This is a genomic window from Micromonospora sp. WMMD964, from assembly GCF_029581455.1.
Lineage (GTDB): Bacteria > Actinomycetota > Actinomycetes > Mycobacteriales > Micromonosporaceae > Micromonospora.
This window is the reverse complement of the sequence record NZ_CP120860.1, coordinates 2,181,783-2,195,528: the sequence shown is the minus strand read 5'-3', so window position 1 is coordinate 2,195,528 and position 13,746 is coordinate 2,181,783. Positions and strand designations below refer to the sequence as shown.

The window sequence follows — 13,746 nt, the reverse complement described above, 5'->3', positions numbered from 1 at the left end:
CTGGCCGATCAAAGCGGACTTAGACCCCCAAATCGGTCACTTGGTGACGGTTCTCCGCACGCCTCGGTGCTCCGCGCAGGCGTTGGACCGGCCGCCGGTGAGGCTGACCGCACCGTCGCGGCACTGCACCAGGTAACCCCGACCGGCCCAGAACTGCGGTACGCAGTCGAACCAGTCGCACACCTCGGCCGCCGGTTTGCGGATCCGGGTCCCGCCGCAGAAGTCGTACCCCAGTGGGTTCTCCGGCGCCCCGCAGCGCGGCCCCTGGGTCGTCGTGCTGGGCGACGGGCGTGGTGACGTCGTCGGCTTCGGCGACGGGGGCTTCAACGCGAGCCCCGGGGTCGCCGGGCGGCTCGGCGTGGACGTCACGCCGAGCGTGGGCGCCGGGGTGGCGGCGACGGCGACCTCCGTCGGGTCGGACGGGTTCGACTCGATCAGCGCCGCCGGTACCAGCAAGGCGACGGCGGCCGCCACCGCGATGGTTCGTCGGCCGCCCGGCACGAACGACGACAGCCGGGCCTGCCCGGGTGTGGCCACCGCCGGGCGGAACGGCTTGAGCTGGGCGTGTTCGGCGATCAGCTCGTCGAGTTGGGTGAGCACCGCCGCGCGTTGTTCGATCGCGTCGGCGAAGGCCAGGGTCAGCTTGAACCGGAAGTCCGCCGCGGCGTCGACGGGCAACAGCAACCCGGAGGTGTGCCGCCGGTCGAGCACCTGGATCAGCGTGACCGGCGCCGTCGGGTCGTGGGCGAGACCGGTCATCCGGCCGTACGCCCAGTCGCGCCGGCCGCGACCGCCGAGCAGCACCAGTCGTCGGCTGGTGATCACGGCCATGCCGGCGTCGATGACGCGTACGCCGTCGGGGCGGCGCGGGCGCAGCGGCCCGGCCGGCCGGGCGATCGTGAGGTCCGGCGCGGGAAGGACCGTGGTGTGGCGTACCTCGATCAGTTGCGCGGCGGGTAGCGCCCAGAGCACCACCTCGTCGGCGGCCAACTCCAGGGGCAGCCCGGCACCGGCCGCGGCGGAGCCCTGGAAGTCGGCGGCCAGGGCGCGTAGTCGCCGTAACTCGTCGGCGCGTCGGCGCCACGCCGCCTCGGCACTGCGGTACGTGCTGACCCGCCGCACGTTCTGCCGGTGCGCCCACCGGTACCGCCATGTGGAACCCGTCGAATCAGTTTTTGCCACGCCGACTCCTTCGCCGCGCAGACCACCAATCTGGGTTGTCACGTGGTCTAACGGCAGCGGCGCGGTACTCGGACACGTCGAATCAGGCAAAATACCCGATCGGCGGAGCATCCGGCACGATAGGGCGATACTGGTTGCCGGCGTTCACGTTCTCCGAGGGGGTGACGGTCGTGCCGCCAGTCACCTTGCCGGGGGTCGTGATCGGCGTCGACATCGGCACCACCAGCACCAAGGCCGTCGCGTACGACACCGATGGCAAGCAGCTCGGCAGCCACTCGCTCGGCTACCCGCTGAACGACCCGCAACCCGGCTACGCCGAGCAGGACCCGCAGCTCATCCTCGACGCGGTACTCAGGTCGATCAGCATCGTCGTGGCCGAGCTGGTCCAGCCGGTGGCCGGGCTGTCGTTCAGCTCCGCCATGCACAGCCTGATCGGGCTGGATGCGGACGGCAACCCGCTCACCCCGTCGCTGACCTGGGCCGACTCACGCTCGACGCGGCAGGCCGAACGGTTGCGGGCGGTGCCGTCCGGGCTGGCCCTGCACCGACGCACCGGCACGCCCATGCACCCGATGTCACCGCTGCCCAAGCTGCTCTGGTTCGCCGAGCAGGAGCCGAAGCTCTTCGAGAAGGTCACGCACTGGGTGGGCATCAAGGACTGGGTGCTGCTGCGACTCTGCGGCACGCTGGTCACCGACCACTCGATCGCGTCGGCCACCGGCCTGCTGGACATCCACAGGTTGGAGTGGGACAGCGAGGCGCTGAGCATCGCCGGCATCACCGCTGACAAACTCCCCCGACTGGTCGCCACCACCGCCGTGCTGCCCGACCTCACGCCGCAGGCCGCCGCCGAGACCGGCCTGCCGCAGCGCACGCCGGTGGTGGTCGGCGCCGGCGACGGGCCGCTGGCGAACCTGGGTCTGGGCGCGGTGCACCCCGGCATGGTGGCGTGCTCGATCGGCACCAGCGGGGCGATGCGGGTGATGGTCGAACGGCCCGGCGTGGACCCGCTCGGCGGGGTGTTCTGCTACGCGCTGACCGAGCGACGGTGGGCGGTCGGAGGCGCGATCAACAACGGCGGCATCGTGCTCAAATGGGCCGGCGCGGCGCTCGCCCCGGACTTGGGCGAGCACTCCGAGGAGGACCTGGTCGCCCTCGCCGCCCGCGCGCCGGCCGGGTCGGGCGGGCTCCTCATGCTGCCGTACCTGCACAGCGAGCGGGCCCCGCACTGGAGTGCCCTGCCGCGCGGCGCGTACGTCGGGCTGACCCACGGGCACCGTCGCGAACACCTGATCCGGGCCGCCCTGGAGGGGGTCTGCCAACAGCTCGCGTTGGTGCTCAGCTCGGTGCGGGCCGCCGGCAACGAGGTCCGCGAGATCCGGGCCGGTGGCGGTTTCGCCCGCAGCGGCCTGTGGCGGCAGATGCTCGCCGACGTGCTCGGCATGCCGGTGAGCTTCCCGTCGGCGCACGAGGGGTCGAGCTTCGGCGCGGCGCTGCTCGGCATGCAGGCGCTCGGGTTGATCCCCAGCATCGACGTCGCCGCCGACCTGGTGCGGATCGAGGAGACGATCCGCCCCGACCCGGCCGCCGCCGCCACCTACGCGTCGCTGCTGCCGCTCTTCGCCGAGCTGTACGAAGCCCTGGTGCCCGCCTTCACCTCGCTCCGCCGGATGGCGCCCGGCCTGCCCGCCGAACCCGAGCCCTCGGCCGGGCCACCCATGTGACCGGGGGCGGTGTCGCCACTGAGCTTGATGCCGCAGTGGCATCTTGATGCCGCTGTGGCATCACGCTCACGACGACATCGCCGCCCGGACGGATGACAGCCCGTCCCAGCGACCCCACCTACCTCCGCCGCTTCATATCGTGCAAACGTGAGAAAAAGCGACAAGAAGCGCTCATCTTCCCTGCTGCGGGGCTCTGTCCGCGTACCCCTGAAGTGGCTGGCGGCCGCGGTCGCGCTCGCCGTGGTCGCGACGACCGGGCCGGCCACCGCGGACGGCCCGGACCACGGGCCCGTCGCGGATCCGGCGCAGCAGACCGAGCCGGGGTACGGGGACAGCGAGGGCCACGAGCCCGGCCTGGACCCGACGCCGGAGTGGGCCCCGACCAGCGAGGTGTCCTGGTTGTCGTTCCCCGGCGGGGTGTTCGCCGTGGACTCGCTCGGGCACACCGTGCGCTACCGCGCCTGCGACGGTGACACCGGCCGGGTCGCCGACCCGACCATGCGGGTCGCCGCAGGGGTGGCCAGCGGTGCGGTGGTGGTCGGCGGCATCGCGTACCGCTACCGGGTGCCGCTGGTCGGGCGCAGCGAGGGCACGCTGGAGGTGATCCCCCGGCACCGCCCGCCGGTGGAGCTGACCGGCGTGGTGGTCACCAGCCCGCAGCCGCCCACCGACCCGGTCGCGGGAGCCCGCCTGTTCCCGCTCAGCGGGCAGCTCGCCCGGGTGGTGGCCGACGCGAGCCTCAACCCGGCCGGAGCCACCGTCCGGGACCTGTCCGGCCGGTACGGCGACCAGCAGGTCGCCGTCAACGGCTCGCTCCGGCCCAAGGCCGCCAGCGTGATCAAGCTGTGGATCCTCGTCGAGCTGCTCCGCCGCGTCGACTGTGGACAGGTCTCCCTCAACGACGGGGTGCTGGTCACCCCGGAGGACGTCGTGGGCGGCACCGGGCAGTTGCAGTTCGAGACGTTCCCGCAGGTGGTCAGCCTGCACCGGCTCGCCCAGTATCTGATCAAGTACAGCGACAACGTCGCGGCGAACGTGCTGATCACCTACCTGGGCGGGTTCGCCCCGGTCAACGCGCTGATCGACTCGATGAACCAGCGGTCCACCATCCTGGCCCGGCGGATGCTCGACAGCGCCGCCGCGCAGCGCGGCGAGGAGAACTACACCAGCCCGGACGACGTGGTGTCCCTGCTCGGCGCGGTCTGGGACGGCGAGATCCTCACCCCGGCCTCCCGCGACCTGATGATCGGGTTCATGCGCGAGCAGACCCTGAACACCAAGATCCCGGCGGCGTTGCCACCCGGCGTCCCGGTGGCCCACAAGACCGGTGACCTGCCGGACGCCTCCCACGACGTCGGCTACTACCTCATCCCCGGCACCGAGACCGCCGTCGCGTTCCTCACCGCCGGGCCGATGGCCACCGGCGACGAGACGGTCCGCCGGATGGCCCGGACCGTCTACGACTTCCTGGTCACCCCCACCGACGGGGCGGTCGAGGAGTGACCCGGCGTCAGGCGCCGGGGATGTTCGCCGGCGGGTCCTCGCCGACCAGGTCGGCCGCCGGCGGGTCGGCCGACACGGCCAGGCCGAAGTCCGAGTACGTCAGGTCGAGCTGCGCGGTCTGCGACTGTTCGCTGGCCAACTCGATGCGGTAGCGGACCAACCGCCCCTGCTCGTCGACGGCCGCGGTGAACGGCACGGCCCCGGCCCGGTCACCGAGCACCTTGCTGACCCCGCTGCCCAGCACCGCACCGCTCTCGCGCAGGTCCAGAGTGCCGGCGTACTCCCGCGCGGCGGTCTGCCGCACCCCCGACGGCGCGCCCAGCGTGCTGGCCAGTCGGGTGTTGTCCAGGCCCTGCTTGACCGCCGGCGCGCCCGGTGTGCCGACGTGCCACCAGGTCTTGCCGTCCCACACCGGTACGCGGCGGTCCGGGGCGGTGACCCGCACGTACACGTCCGCCCCGGTGGTCAACCGCTCGATCTTCACCACACCGGTGGGCACCTTCAGCGAGGTGGTCTCCAGACCCCGCTTCGCCTTCGGGTCCCAGAGCAGCACCGTGGCGTCGCCGTCCGCGCCGCCGCTGCCCACCGTCAGCTTGTACGGCTGGTCGTCGGCCTTCGCGGCGGCGGCCTTCAGCACACCGACCGGGTCGGCCGCGTCCGCCGACGCCGTCGGCCGAGCCACGTCCGCCGACGCCGTCGGCCGAGCCGCGTCCGGGTCGTCGCCCGCGGCGACCAGAGCCCACACCCCGGCGGCCACCGCCACGGCGAGGACGGCACCGGCGGCGATCAGCTTCGGTTTCTGCACTGTCATCTCCCCGGGGGCGGGTGCGGTCCGGCCAGACTAGCCGGACCGCACTCCGCTGTGCTCCGGGTCGGCCTCTCGGCCAACTGTGCTCCGGTCGGCCTCCCGGCCAACTGTGCTCCGGGTCGGCCTCCCGGCCAACTGTGCTCCGGGTCGGCCTCCCGGCCGATCAGGCGCGGCTGATCGCGTTGGCGTGGATCGCCTCGTTCAGGTACGCGGCCAGCCCGGGGGCGATGTTCTCGTAGTGCGCGGTGAACCGCTCGTCGGCCAGGTACATGTCGGCCAGGCCGGTGTGGATCTCGTACGAGCACTCGTAGAACCAGCGGCTGATGATCTGCCGGTGCTCCTCGGCCAGGTCCATCGCCTCCGGGCTGTCCGCCGGAGCGCCCGAGGCCAGCACCGCGACGATCCGTCGGCCCCAGTCCTCGTTCTCCGCCTTGATCCGCAGCCAGTCCTCCTTGCCGTAGCGCGAGGCCCGCCGGTTCGACTCCCGGTACGCGTCGGTGTTCCCCCACCGCTGCTCCGCCTCGGCCTCGTGCGCCTCCGGGTCGAAGTCACCGAAGACCTCGAACCGCTCCTGTGGGGTGAGTCGGATGTTCAACTTGCTCGCCTCCATCGCGAACTCGATCGCCGTGACCATCTCCTGCAACCGCTTGATCCGTACCGTCAGCAGCTCGTGCTGCCGGCGCAGGTGCGCGGCCGGGTCGGCCGCCGGGTCGTCGATGATCGCGGCGATCTCCTCAAGCGGGAAACCAAGCTCCCGGTAGTACCGGACGAGTTGCAGCCGTTGCAGGTCCGCGTCGTCGTAGCGGCGGTAACCGGCCGGGGTCCGCCCGCTCGGCGAGAGCAGCCCGACCTCGTCGTAGTGGTGCAACGTCCGCACCGTCACGCCGGCCAGCTTCGCCACCTGACCCACCGTGTACGCCATGGTTCCCTCCCTTCCGGGAACCAGGCTCCCGCCTGCCGCTACGTGAGGGTCAAGCCCGATTCTGGCCCACCATGGCGGCGCCGTCCGGTCGCCCGTACAGATAGCCCTGACCACGCGGGCAGCCGATCGCGGTGACCGCCTCGTGCTGGCGTTCGGTCTCCACCCCCTCGGCGACCACCGCCAGGTCGAACGCGCCGGCCAGTCGGGTGACCATCTCCACCGTGGCGTACGCCCGGTCGTCCGAACCCAGGCGGGCCACGAACGACCGGTCGATCTTCAGCTCGGTGGCCGGGATGCGGTGCAGGTAGCTCAGCGACGAGTAGCCGGTGCCGAAGTCGTCGATGGCGATCCTGATGCCCAGCTCGCGGAGCTGGTGCAGCCGCTCCAACACCGTCTCGGTGCCCTCGATCAACGCCGACTCGGTCAGCTCCAACGTCAACGCCCGGGGCGCCAACCCGGCGGCGCTGACGGCCGAGGTGACAGTGGCGATCAGATCCGGGCGACGCAGGTGCGCCGCGGCGATGTTCACCGCGACGGTCGCCTCCGGCGCACGGCCCCGCCAGGTCGCGGCGGCCCGGCACGCCTCGTGGATCACCCACCTGTCGATCGGCAGGATCAGCCCGGTCTCCTCGGCCAACGGCAGGAACTTCGCCGGTGGCAACGTCCCCAGCCGGGGGTGCCGCCACCGCACCAGCGCCTCGGCGCTGCGGACCGCACCCGTGCACAGGTCCACGATCGGTTGGAACTCCAGGTGCAGTTGGTCCTCGTCCACCGCGCGGCGCAGGTCGGCGATCAGCTCGGCGCGGGACACCGCCGACTCACGCAGTGCCGGGGTGCACGTCCGGTACGCGGACTTCCCGGCCGCCTTCGCCGCGTACATGGCGATGTCGGCGTCGCGCAGCAGGTCGGTGTGGGAGGCGTGCTGCGGGCCGAACTCGGCGATACCGATGCTCGCCGACGGGTGCACCCCCACGTCCTCTTCGTCGTCGGAGGGTCGCAGCGCGTCCAGCAGCCGTTCGGCGAGCCGCTCCGGTGCGACCGGACCGTCGCCGTCGACGAGTACGGCGAACTCGTCACCGCCGAGGCGGGCGATCGTCCCGTCGCCGTCCACGGCGGCCCGCATCCGGGCCGCCAGCCCGGTCAGCAGGGTGTCACCGGTGGCGTGCCCGAACCGGTCGTTGACCTGTTTGAACCCGTCCAGGTCGAGCAGCAGCACGGCCACCGGTCGGCCGTCACGCAGGGCCAGGCGCAGCCGCCGGTTGAACAGCAGGCGGTTGGGCAGCCCGGTCAGCTGGTCGTCGTACGCGAGTCGGCGCAGCCGGGCCACCAGCCGCAGGTTCTCGTTGGCCGCCAGGCCCTGCCGGACGGCGAGGGCGGCCAGCAACACCATCATGGTCACGAAGACCAGCTGCGGGGTCTGCCCGGTTGGTCGACGGGCCAGCACCACCGCGATGATCGCCCCGCCCACCGGCAGGTACGGCAACGCACCCCGCCACCAGGGCGGTAACGGAGACTCGGCGGTGTCGTCGGTGCCGTCGCAGTCCGGCGGCGGCGGCTTGCGGGTGGCCAGGCCGATCAGCAGGTAACTCAACGGCCAGCACAGGTCGATCGGATGACCGGCGGCGTAGTCGGCGCGGGCGACCAGCGACACGTAGACGACGTCGGCGACGACCCGCATGGTGAGGCTCGCCGCGAGCAGGCTCATCGGCCGCCACATCGGTCGGACCGGGCCGGACACCGCGACCAGGATGGTGAGCTGCATCAGGTCGAACATCGGGTAGAGCAGCCCCAGCGTCCGCGCCGTGTCGGCCAACTCGGCGGCGGCGACCCCGCGGTAGACGAGCACCCAGGCGATCGGCACCAGGGCCAGGGCGACGATGATCCCGTCCAGCAGGGTCCGGGCCCGGCCGACCGCCGAGCGGGGCGCCGACGGCGAGCTGAGCAGCGCGGCCGTACCGGTGAGGATGCCGGCGCCGAAGACCACCCCGACCACCGGCGTGTGCGGCAGGTCGCCCCCGACGAGGCGCTGCGCCGTCCAGATCGCCCGGCCCAGCGCGGCCAGCGCCATCGTGACGGCGAGCAGGGTCCAGAAACGCCGCAGCGGCGCCGGATGGCGACGGGCCACCCCGACGCAGGCGAGCGTCGCCCAACCGGCCACCAGCATCGCGCCCAGGTCACTGACGAGCGCGGCACCCGGCAGGGCGGCGACCAGCCAGACCGCCTCCACGACCAGAACCGCGCCGGCGACGAGCAGGCCGAGACGGCCCGCCCGGGACGTCGCCGGCACCCGCCGGTCGGCGGGGTCGGGACGCGTGGGCGGTGCCGACGGGGTCGACACCACGACGGCCTGGCTCACGTCCTGCGGTGACACGGCGAACGCTTCGGCTCTCTCTCGTGGTGCACCCTCGACGGTGAGGACCGGTCCCGGCAAACCTGGCAAAGCCTAGCCAGCGCCCGGATGACCCGCCAGAGCCGAACGGCAGGCCCGTCGATGACGAACGGTGCGGGCCACCCGTCACCGGGTGGCCCGCACCGTCACCGCGCTTCGACTGTCAGCGCCTCACCATCGGCGGGTGCTGTCCGGCCACGAGTCGTACGGCTGCGCGGAGAGCAGCGCATCCCAACCGGTGCTCGTACTGCCGGCGGGAACGTAGGCCGTGAGGTCGGTGCCGCTGCCGTTGAAGGGGCTGTTGTCCAACCAGCCGGTCACCACGCCGTTGGCGTCGCGACGGTAGTAGTGCCCGCCACCCGGCGAGAAGAGCGAGGTGACGCCGCCCCAGCCGCTGCCGGCCGGATCCTCGCGGCTCCAACCGCCCGCCGCCGGGATCGTGTACGCGGCGAGGACGCCCGCGTTCGTCGTGGCGAGCAGCCGACCCTTGCCGGTGGCGGCCAGCGAGGGCACGCCGAACCCGCTCTCGATGACCACCGTGTTGGCGGTGATGTCGGTGGTCGTGTTGGCCGGCTTGGCCTTCGTCACCGTGTATCGCCGCAGAACACTGTTGGCCTGGCCGAACAGCGAGCCGAAGCCGTCGAAGACCAGCCGGTCGTGGCTCCACCCGCCGCCGATGGGGTCGGCCGTACGGGTGAAGGTCAGCGGGTCGGTGCCGGTGATGTCCACCCGGTACAGACTGCTGTTGTTGGTCACCAGCAGCGTGTCCGAGTTCAGCGTCGCCATCGCCTTCGGGGCGAACCCGAGGGTCTGCGTGGACACCGTGGTGATCCGCTTCTCACCGGTCACCGGGTCGAAGGCCGTGTACGACAGCCGTCCGTCCGGCTTCGCGCCGAAGACCGACACCAGGCCGGTCCAGGGACGGGCGGAGAGCAGGACCTGGTTCCACCCGCTGGTGCTGACCGGGTCGGTGGGGAAGGACGCGATGTCGGTGCCGCTGCCGTCGAACGGGTTGGCGTCGCGGTAGCGGTCCAGCCGACCGGCCGAGGTGCGGGCGTAGTAGACACCGCCACCGGGCGAGAGCAGGTGCGTCGGCGCGGCCCAACCGGTCTTGGCCAGCTCGCCGACCGTCCACGCGCTGGGTCCGTTGCCGTAGATGCGGTACGACAGCAGCCGGCCGTCCGCGACCGTACCCATGATGCGGCCGGCCCCCGGCGAGGTGATGGTCTTCTGCCCGAAGCCGGAGGAGATGAGGGTGGACCGGTTGATGTCCGCGCCGACCGGCTTGGTCTTGGTCACCGTCCGGCGGTACAGCTCGTTCGTGGTGCCGTGGATGTAGTAGAGCGAGCCGTACCCGTCGTAGGTCAACCGGTCGTACGGCGAGTAGCCGGTGGCGATGTTCGTGGTGGTGTAGGTCAGCGGGTCGTAGCCGGTGACGTCCACCCGGTACATCGTGCCGCCGGTGTCCGTGATCAGGATGGTGTTCTCGTTCAACGTGGCCATCGCCTTCGGCGCGAAGCCGAGGGCGGCGGTGGAGATCCGGTTGGCGCGCAGGTCACCGGTCGCCGAGTCGATGACGCTGTAGGTCAGCCGCCCGTCGGCCTGCACACCGAAGATCTGGACGTCCGCGGTCTGCTCGGCGACCCAGGCGGCGAGGTCGTCGACCCGGGTGGCGGTCGCTCCGTCGCGCGTCTCGACCTCGCCGAGGCAGCCCTTCTGCCAGGAGGACGAGACCACGGCCACCAGCGTGGTGACGTCGGCGGTCTCGCGGAACACCGGCGCACCGGCGTCGCCCCGGCACAGTGTCGCGCCGCTGGACGCGCCGCTCAGCCCGACGGTGGTCGCGGCGACGGCGTCGACGGTGAAGGTTGCCTGGTGCAGCCGGTCGGGAACCCACTCGGTCGCCGTCCGGCCGTAACCGGTCGCCGTGAGCGTGTCGGCGGTGGCCGGGGCGGTGCCGGCCAGCGTGACCGGGGCGACGTCGGTGACCGGCGCCGACAGGCGGGCCAGCACGAGGTCGCGATCCGGGTGCGGCTTGAGCGACGCCACGGAACGCTGCTGACCGGCCGTGCCGGTGAGATCGGTGCGGCCGACCAGGACGGTGCTCGGCCGACTCGGCGGACCCGCGACGACCGGCGTCGTCGCGGTGGCGAAGCAGCTCTTCGCCGTCACCACCCAGTCCTGGTGGACGAGCGCGCCGGAGCAGGCCAGCTCGGCACCGAAGCTGATTTTGACGTTGAAGCGGTAGCTGCCCTCCGGGACCGGCTGGGCGCCGGCGACGGCGTGCGCTGAGCCGCCGCCCAACAGGCCGGCGAGGACGGTGGCACCGAGCAGGGCTGCGCCCCACCGACGCCCACGGTGTGCTGACAAAGTGGACCCCCCGTGTCGCGACATGACCGCCTCGGTTGGGCGGTCAGCAGGCTGACCGCAACGACGGTAATCGATCGTCGGACGACGCGTTGTCCCTCGTTCAGCGGCCGGCGGAACGGTTCCAGGGCGATCGGGGCAAAGTGGTGCCGGCCAGCGGGCGGCGTACGCGGCGGCGTCTGCGCCGACCCGGGGTGCAGGGCGGATTGGCCACGGAGTGCGGTGCCACGTCGACCGGGGGCGTCGGTCGACCGATCAGCCAGCAGAGGAAGCGTTCCATCGACGGATCAGGCGACCGGGAGGCGCTGGGCGTCGGCCTTGGCGATCCCGTACTCCGCCCCGCAGAACGTGCACTGCTGCGCGTACCGGGTGCGGACCGGGATGAGCGGGATGAAGAAGAGGGTGAACTTGGTCACCCGCCGGGTGATCACCTGCGCGGCGTGGTTGCCGCAGTATCGGCACACCTGCTGCACGACACCGGACCGGTCGACCTTGGTACGCAGACCGAAGATGAAGAACATCGCCCGGCAGTACCCACTCGAACCCGAGAAGTCACCGAATCCAGACCCTCCCTTCAGTGGGACCGCGACGGAGGTATAGCAATTGATATACTACGAGCGTGCATGAGGAGTGGGACGTCTTCGTCGTCGACGAGGTGCGAGCCTGGATCGACAGCCTGGACAAGGCGACGCTCGCCCGGGTCGTCCAGGCGATCGACGCGCTCGCCGAAGCCGGGCCGGGCCTGGGACGCCCCCTGGTAGACACGATCAGCGGGTCGTCCATAGCGAATCTCAAGGAGCTACGCCCCGGCACGGTTCGCATCCTCTTCGTCTTCGACCCCTGGCGGGCGAGCATTCTGCTCGTCGCCGGTGATAAGGCGGGCCAGTGGACGAGCTGGTACCGGCAGGCCATCCCGCTCGCGGAGCAACGTTACGAGATTTACTTGAAGGAACGCGCACAGCAGGAGGGGGACAGCGGTGAGTGGTCACGTGCGGTGGACCGACATCCGGGCGGAGTACGTGCAGCGCGCCGGCGGCGAGGCGGCTGTCGAAGAGGGCAAGCAGGAGTTGCTCGCGCAGATCGTCGGTCACCGCCTCGCCGAGGTGCGACGCGCTCGCGGTTTCACTCAGCAACAAATCGCTGAGCGAATGGGCGTGACCAAGGGTCGGGTCTCCCAGATCGAGCAGGGCCGGATTTCGGGTCAAGACGTTGTAGCCCGCTACGCCGCCGCCCTCGGAGGTCGGCTACACCAGGCCATCTACTTCGATGACGGCGACATCGCAGCCATCGCCTGAGATCACAAGATCCGCCCAGGAACAGGGGAACTGCTGCCTCCGGCCGGCTTGAGGCAGCAGCTCCCCTGATGGTGCTCGGATCTCGGGTCCGCGGGTGGTGGCTCAGAGGGTCGGCTGAGGCTCCAGGCCGGGGATCTCCTCGGAGATCCAGATCGGCTGCCAGTCCGGCATCTCGTGGAAGCGGCGCAGCTCGTACAGCCCGGCAACCGACCCGCTCCACGCCCCGTACGGGGGGTTGGCCTCGTCGAAGCCGCTCTGCACGAAGGTCAGCGTGGTCCGGCCACCGGACTCGGCCAGCTCCCAGCTCGTCACGCCGGTCGGCCCCCAGTCGACGGACATCCGGCGACCGGGCTCCAGGTCGACGACCTTGGCCGCGTAACCGGTCTCGAAGCCGCCCATGGCGTACCGGCCGCCGACCCAGGGCTCGATGCCGATCGGGTAGCCGAACCAGGCGCTGGCCTGCTCCGAGTCGGTCAGCGACTCCCACACCTTGTCGGCGGGGGCGGCGATGACCAGCTCACCGCGCAGGTCGGCGGAGGTGAAGTCGGTGCGGGGCAGCAGTGGCTTGCCCTCCAGGTGGGCGGCCAGGTTGGCGATGGACAGCGCCCAGTACGTCTGGAGCACGCCCCGGATGGTGGAGCCGCTCATCGCCTCGGCGAAGTCGAAGTGGCTCTGGGTCAGCGTCAGCACGGTGCTGTCGGCGCCCTCGGCGGTCAACTGGAACTCGGTGGTGGTCTCCACCCCGTCGAGCAGCCAGCCGAAGCGCAGCGTGTCGTCGTCGGCGTGCAGCAGCCGCTGGTGCGGGGCGTCGCCCTCGGGCGTGTAGCGGCCCCAGAACTCGTACCGCTGGGGCAGCTCGACCTCGGCGTGCTCGGCCAGCCAGAGACGCAGCTCGGCCGGGTCGGTGAGGGCTTGGCGGACGCGCCCGACCGGCGCGGAGAGACGGGCCTGAACCTTCATCGGCTCACTCATTGTCGTTCCCTTTCGGATAGCAGGCGACGGCCAGCTTGAAGGCATCTCCTTCGCTGCCGCCGTAGCGGGTGAACAGGTCCTGAAGTGCGGTTTGCAGGTCGTGCAGGAACTGTTGGCGCTGCTCGGCCGGCACCCGGATCTCGCCGGAGACCCCGATCGAGGGCAGCTCGGGTGCGGCCCGGTCCAGGCCGGCGATGTCGGCCTGGACCTCCTCCATCAGGTCGAGCAGGTAGCCCAGGCTGAGCTCGTCGCGGGCCCGGCGTAGCCCGATCCGGCCGACCAGCCGGGGGGACAGCCAGTAGGAACGGGCGGCGGCCTGGTAGATGCCCTCGGTGATCCCGCGGACCTTGCGCTCGTTGACCAGCTCGACCAGGCCGGCCGCGACGAGCTGCTTGACGTGGTAGTAGACGCGCTGCGGCGTCTGGTCGAGTCGGGCCGCGACCTCGGTGCAGGTGCGCGGTTCGGCCAGTTGCCGCAACACCTCGACGCGTTGCGGCTTGAGCAGGACCTCGGCCTGCTCGATCTGCTCCAGGTACAGGACGTCCCTCATGGCAAAATCAGTTTGTACGTACAAAACTTGTTTG

11 protein-coding genes and 1 pseudogene are annotated in these 13,746 nt (G+C 71.4%); 4 read left to right on the top strand and 8 right to left on the bottom strand.

From position 1 onward, the window contains the following. Positions 1-36: 36 nt before the first annotated feature. Entirely contained in the window at positions 37-1,182 is a 1,146-nt protein-coding gene (locus O7616_RS10300) for a hypothetical protein (RefSeq protein WP_282306579.1), read from the bottom strand. Positions 1,183-1,352: 170 nt separating this feature from the next. Here O7616_RS10300 and O7616_RS10295 point away from each other — a divergent pair, with 170 nt between their 5' ends. Further along, positions 1,353-2,906, top strand: coding sequence for a gluconokinase (locus tag O7616_RS10295; protein ID WP_282306578.1), 1,554 nt, complete (start codon positions 1,353-1,355; stop codon positions 2,904-2,906). Positions 2,907-3,053: 147 nt separating this feature from the next. Further along, entirely contained in the window at positions 3,054-4,409 is a 1,356-nt protein-coding gene (locus tag O7616_RS10290; RefSeq protein WP_282306577.1) for a serine hydrolase, read from the top strand. Between the two features lie 7 nt (positions 4,410-4,416). Here the strand turns inward: O7616_RS10290 and O7616_RS10285 are convergent, their stop codons facing one another. The 5 genes from O7616_RS10285 to O7616_RS10265 all read right to left on the bottom strand — a co-directional run bounded on the left by O7616_RS10285 (position 4,417) and on the right by O7616_RS10265 (position 11,416). Further along, positions 4,417-5,214 carry a hypothetical protein gene (locus O7616_RS10285; RefSeq protein WP_282306576.1) on the bottom strand — a complete coding sequence of 266 codons (798 nt, stop codon included), beginning with the start codon at positions 5,212-5,214 and terminating at the stop codon, positions 4,417-4,419. Positions 5,215-5,380: 166 nt separating this feature from the next. Further along, positions 5,381-6,139, bottom strand: coding sequence for a MerR family transcriptional regulator (locus O7616_RS10280; RefSeq protein WP_282306575.1), 759 nt, complete (start codon positions 6,137-6,139; stop codon positions 5,381-5,383). A 49-nt stretch (positions 6,140-6,188) separates the two neighbouring features. After that, a complete protein-coding gene (locus O7616_RS10275) occupies positions 6,189-8,510 on the bottom strand; it encodes an EAL domain-containing protein (RefSeq protein ID WP_282306574.1) in 2,322 nt (773 codons plus the stop codon). 189 nt (positions 8,511-8,699) lie between these two features. Further along, positions 8,700-10,922 carry a tachylectin-related carbohydrate-binding protein gene (locus O7616_RS10270; protein ID WP_282306573.1) on the bottom strand — a complete coding sequence of 741 codons (2,223 nt, stop codon included), beginning with the start codon at positions 10,920-10,922 and terminating at the stop codon, positions 8,700-8,702. Positions 10,923-11,182: 260 nt separating this feature from the next. Continuing rightward, positions 11,183-11,416 carry a zinc-ribbon domain-containing protein gene (locus O7616_RS10265; protein WP_282306572.1) on the bottom strand — a complete coding sequence of 78 codons (234 nt, stop codon included), beginning with the start codon at positions 11,414-11,416 and terminating at the stop codon, positions 11,183-11,185. A gap of 98 nt (positions 11,417-11,514) precedes the next feature. Here O7616_RS10265 and O7616_RS10260 point away from each other — a divergent pair. Then, a pseudogene (locus tag O7616_RS10260) lies at positions 11,515-11,862 on the top strand (type II toxin-antitoxin system RelE/ParE family toxin); the annotation flags it as partial. Between the two features lie 10 nt (positions 11,863-11,872). Further along, on the top strand, positions 11,873-12,190 hold the full coding sequence (locus O7616_RS10255) for a helix-turn-helix transcriptional regulator (protein ID WP_282262348.1): 318 nt from the start codon (positions 11,873-11,875) through the stop codon (positions 12,188-12,190). 102 nt (positions 12,191-12,292) lie between these two features. Here the strand turns inward: O7616_RS10255 and O7616_RS10250 are convergent, their stop codons facing one another. Both O7616_RS10250 and O7616_RS10245 read right to left on the bottom strand, forming a co-directional pair. Then, positions 12,293-13,162, bottom strand: a complete 870-nt coding sequence (locus O7616_RS10250) for an SRPBCC family protein (RefSeq protein ID WP_282306571.1) — start codon at positions 13,160-13,162, stop codon at positions 12,293-12,295. Further along, positions 13,155-13,712: a helix-turn-helix domain-containing protein gene (locus tag O7616_RS10245; RefSeq protein ID WP_030490876.1), complete on the bottom strand. Its 558-nt coding sequence runs from the start codon at positions 13,710-13,712 to the stop codon at positions 13,155-13,157. Before O7616_RS10245 ends, O7616_RS10250 begins: the two co-directional genes overlap by 8 nt. Positions 13,713-13,746: the final 34 nt, after the last annotated feature.

What these genes read in the sequence shown, in the direction of transcription:
- O7616_RS10265 (WP_282306572.1), bottom strand. Translation starts at nt 11,416, where the DNA reads ATGTTCTTCATCTTCGGTCTGCGTACCAAGGTCGACCGGTCCGGTGTC.
- O7616_RS10280 (WP_282306575.1), bottom strand. Translation starts at nt 6,139, where the DNA reads ATGGCGTACACGGTGGGTCAGGTGGCGAAGCTGGCCGGCGTGACGGTG.
- O7616_RS10250 (WP_282306571.1), bottom strand. Translation starts at nt 13,162, where the DNA reads ATGAGTGAGCCGATGAAGGTTCAGGCCCGTCTCTCCGCGCCGGTCGGG.
- O7616_RS10245 (WP_030490876.1), bottom strand. Translation starts at nt 13,712, where the DNA reads ATGAGGGACGTCCTGTACCTGGAGCAGATCGAGCAGGCCGAGGTCCTG.
- O7616_RS10270 (WP_282306573.1), bottom strand. Translation starts at nt 10,922, where the DNA reads ATGTCGCGACACGGGGGGTCCACTTTGTCAGCACACCGTGGGCGTCGG.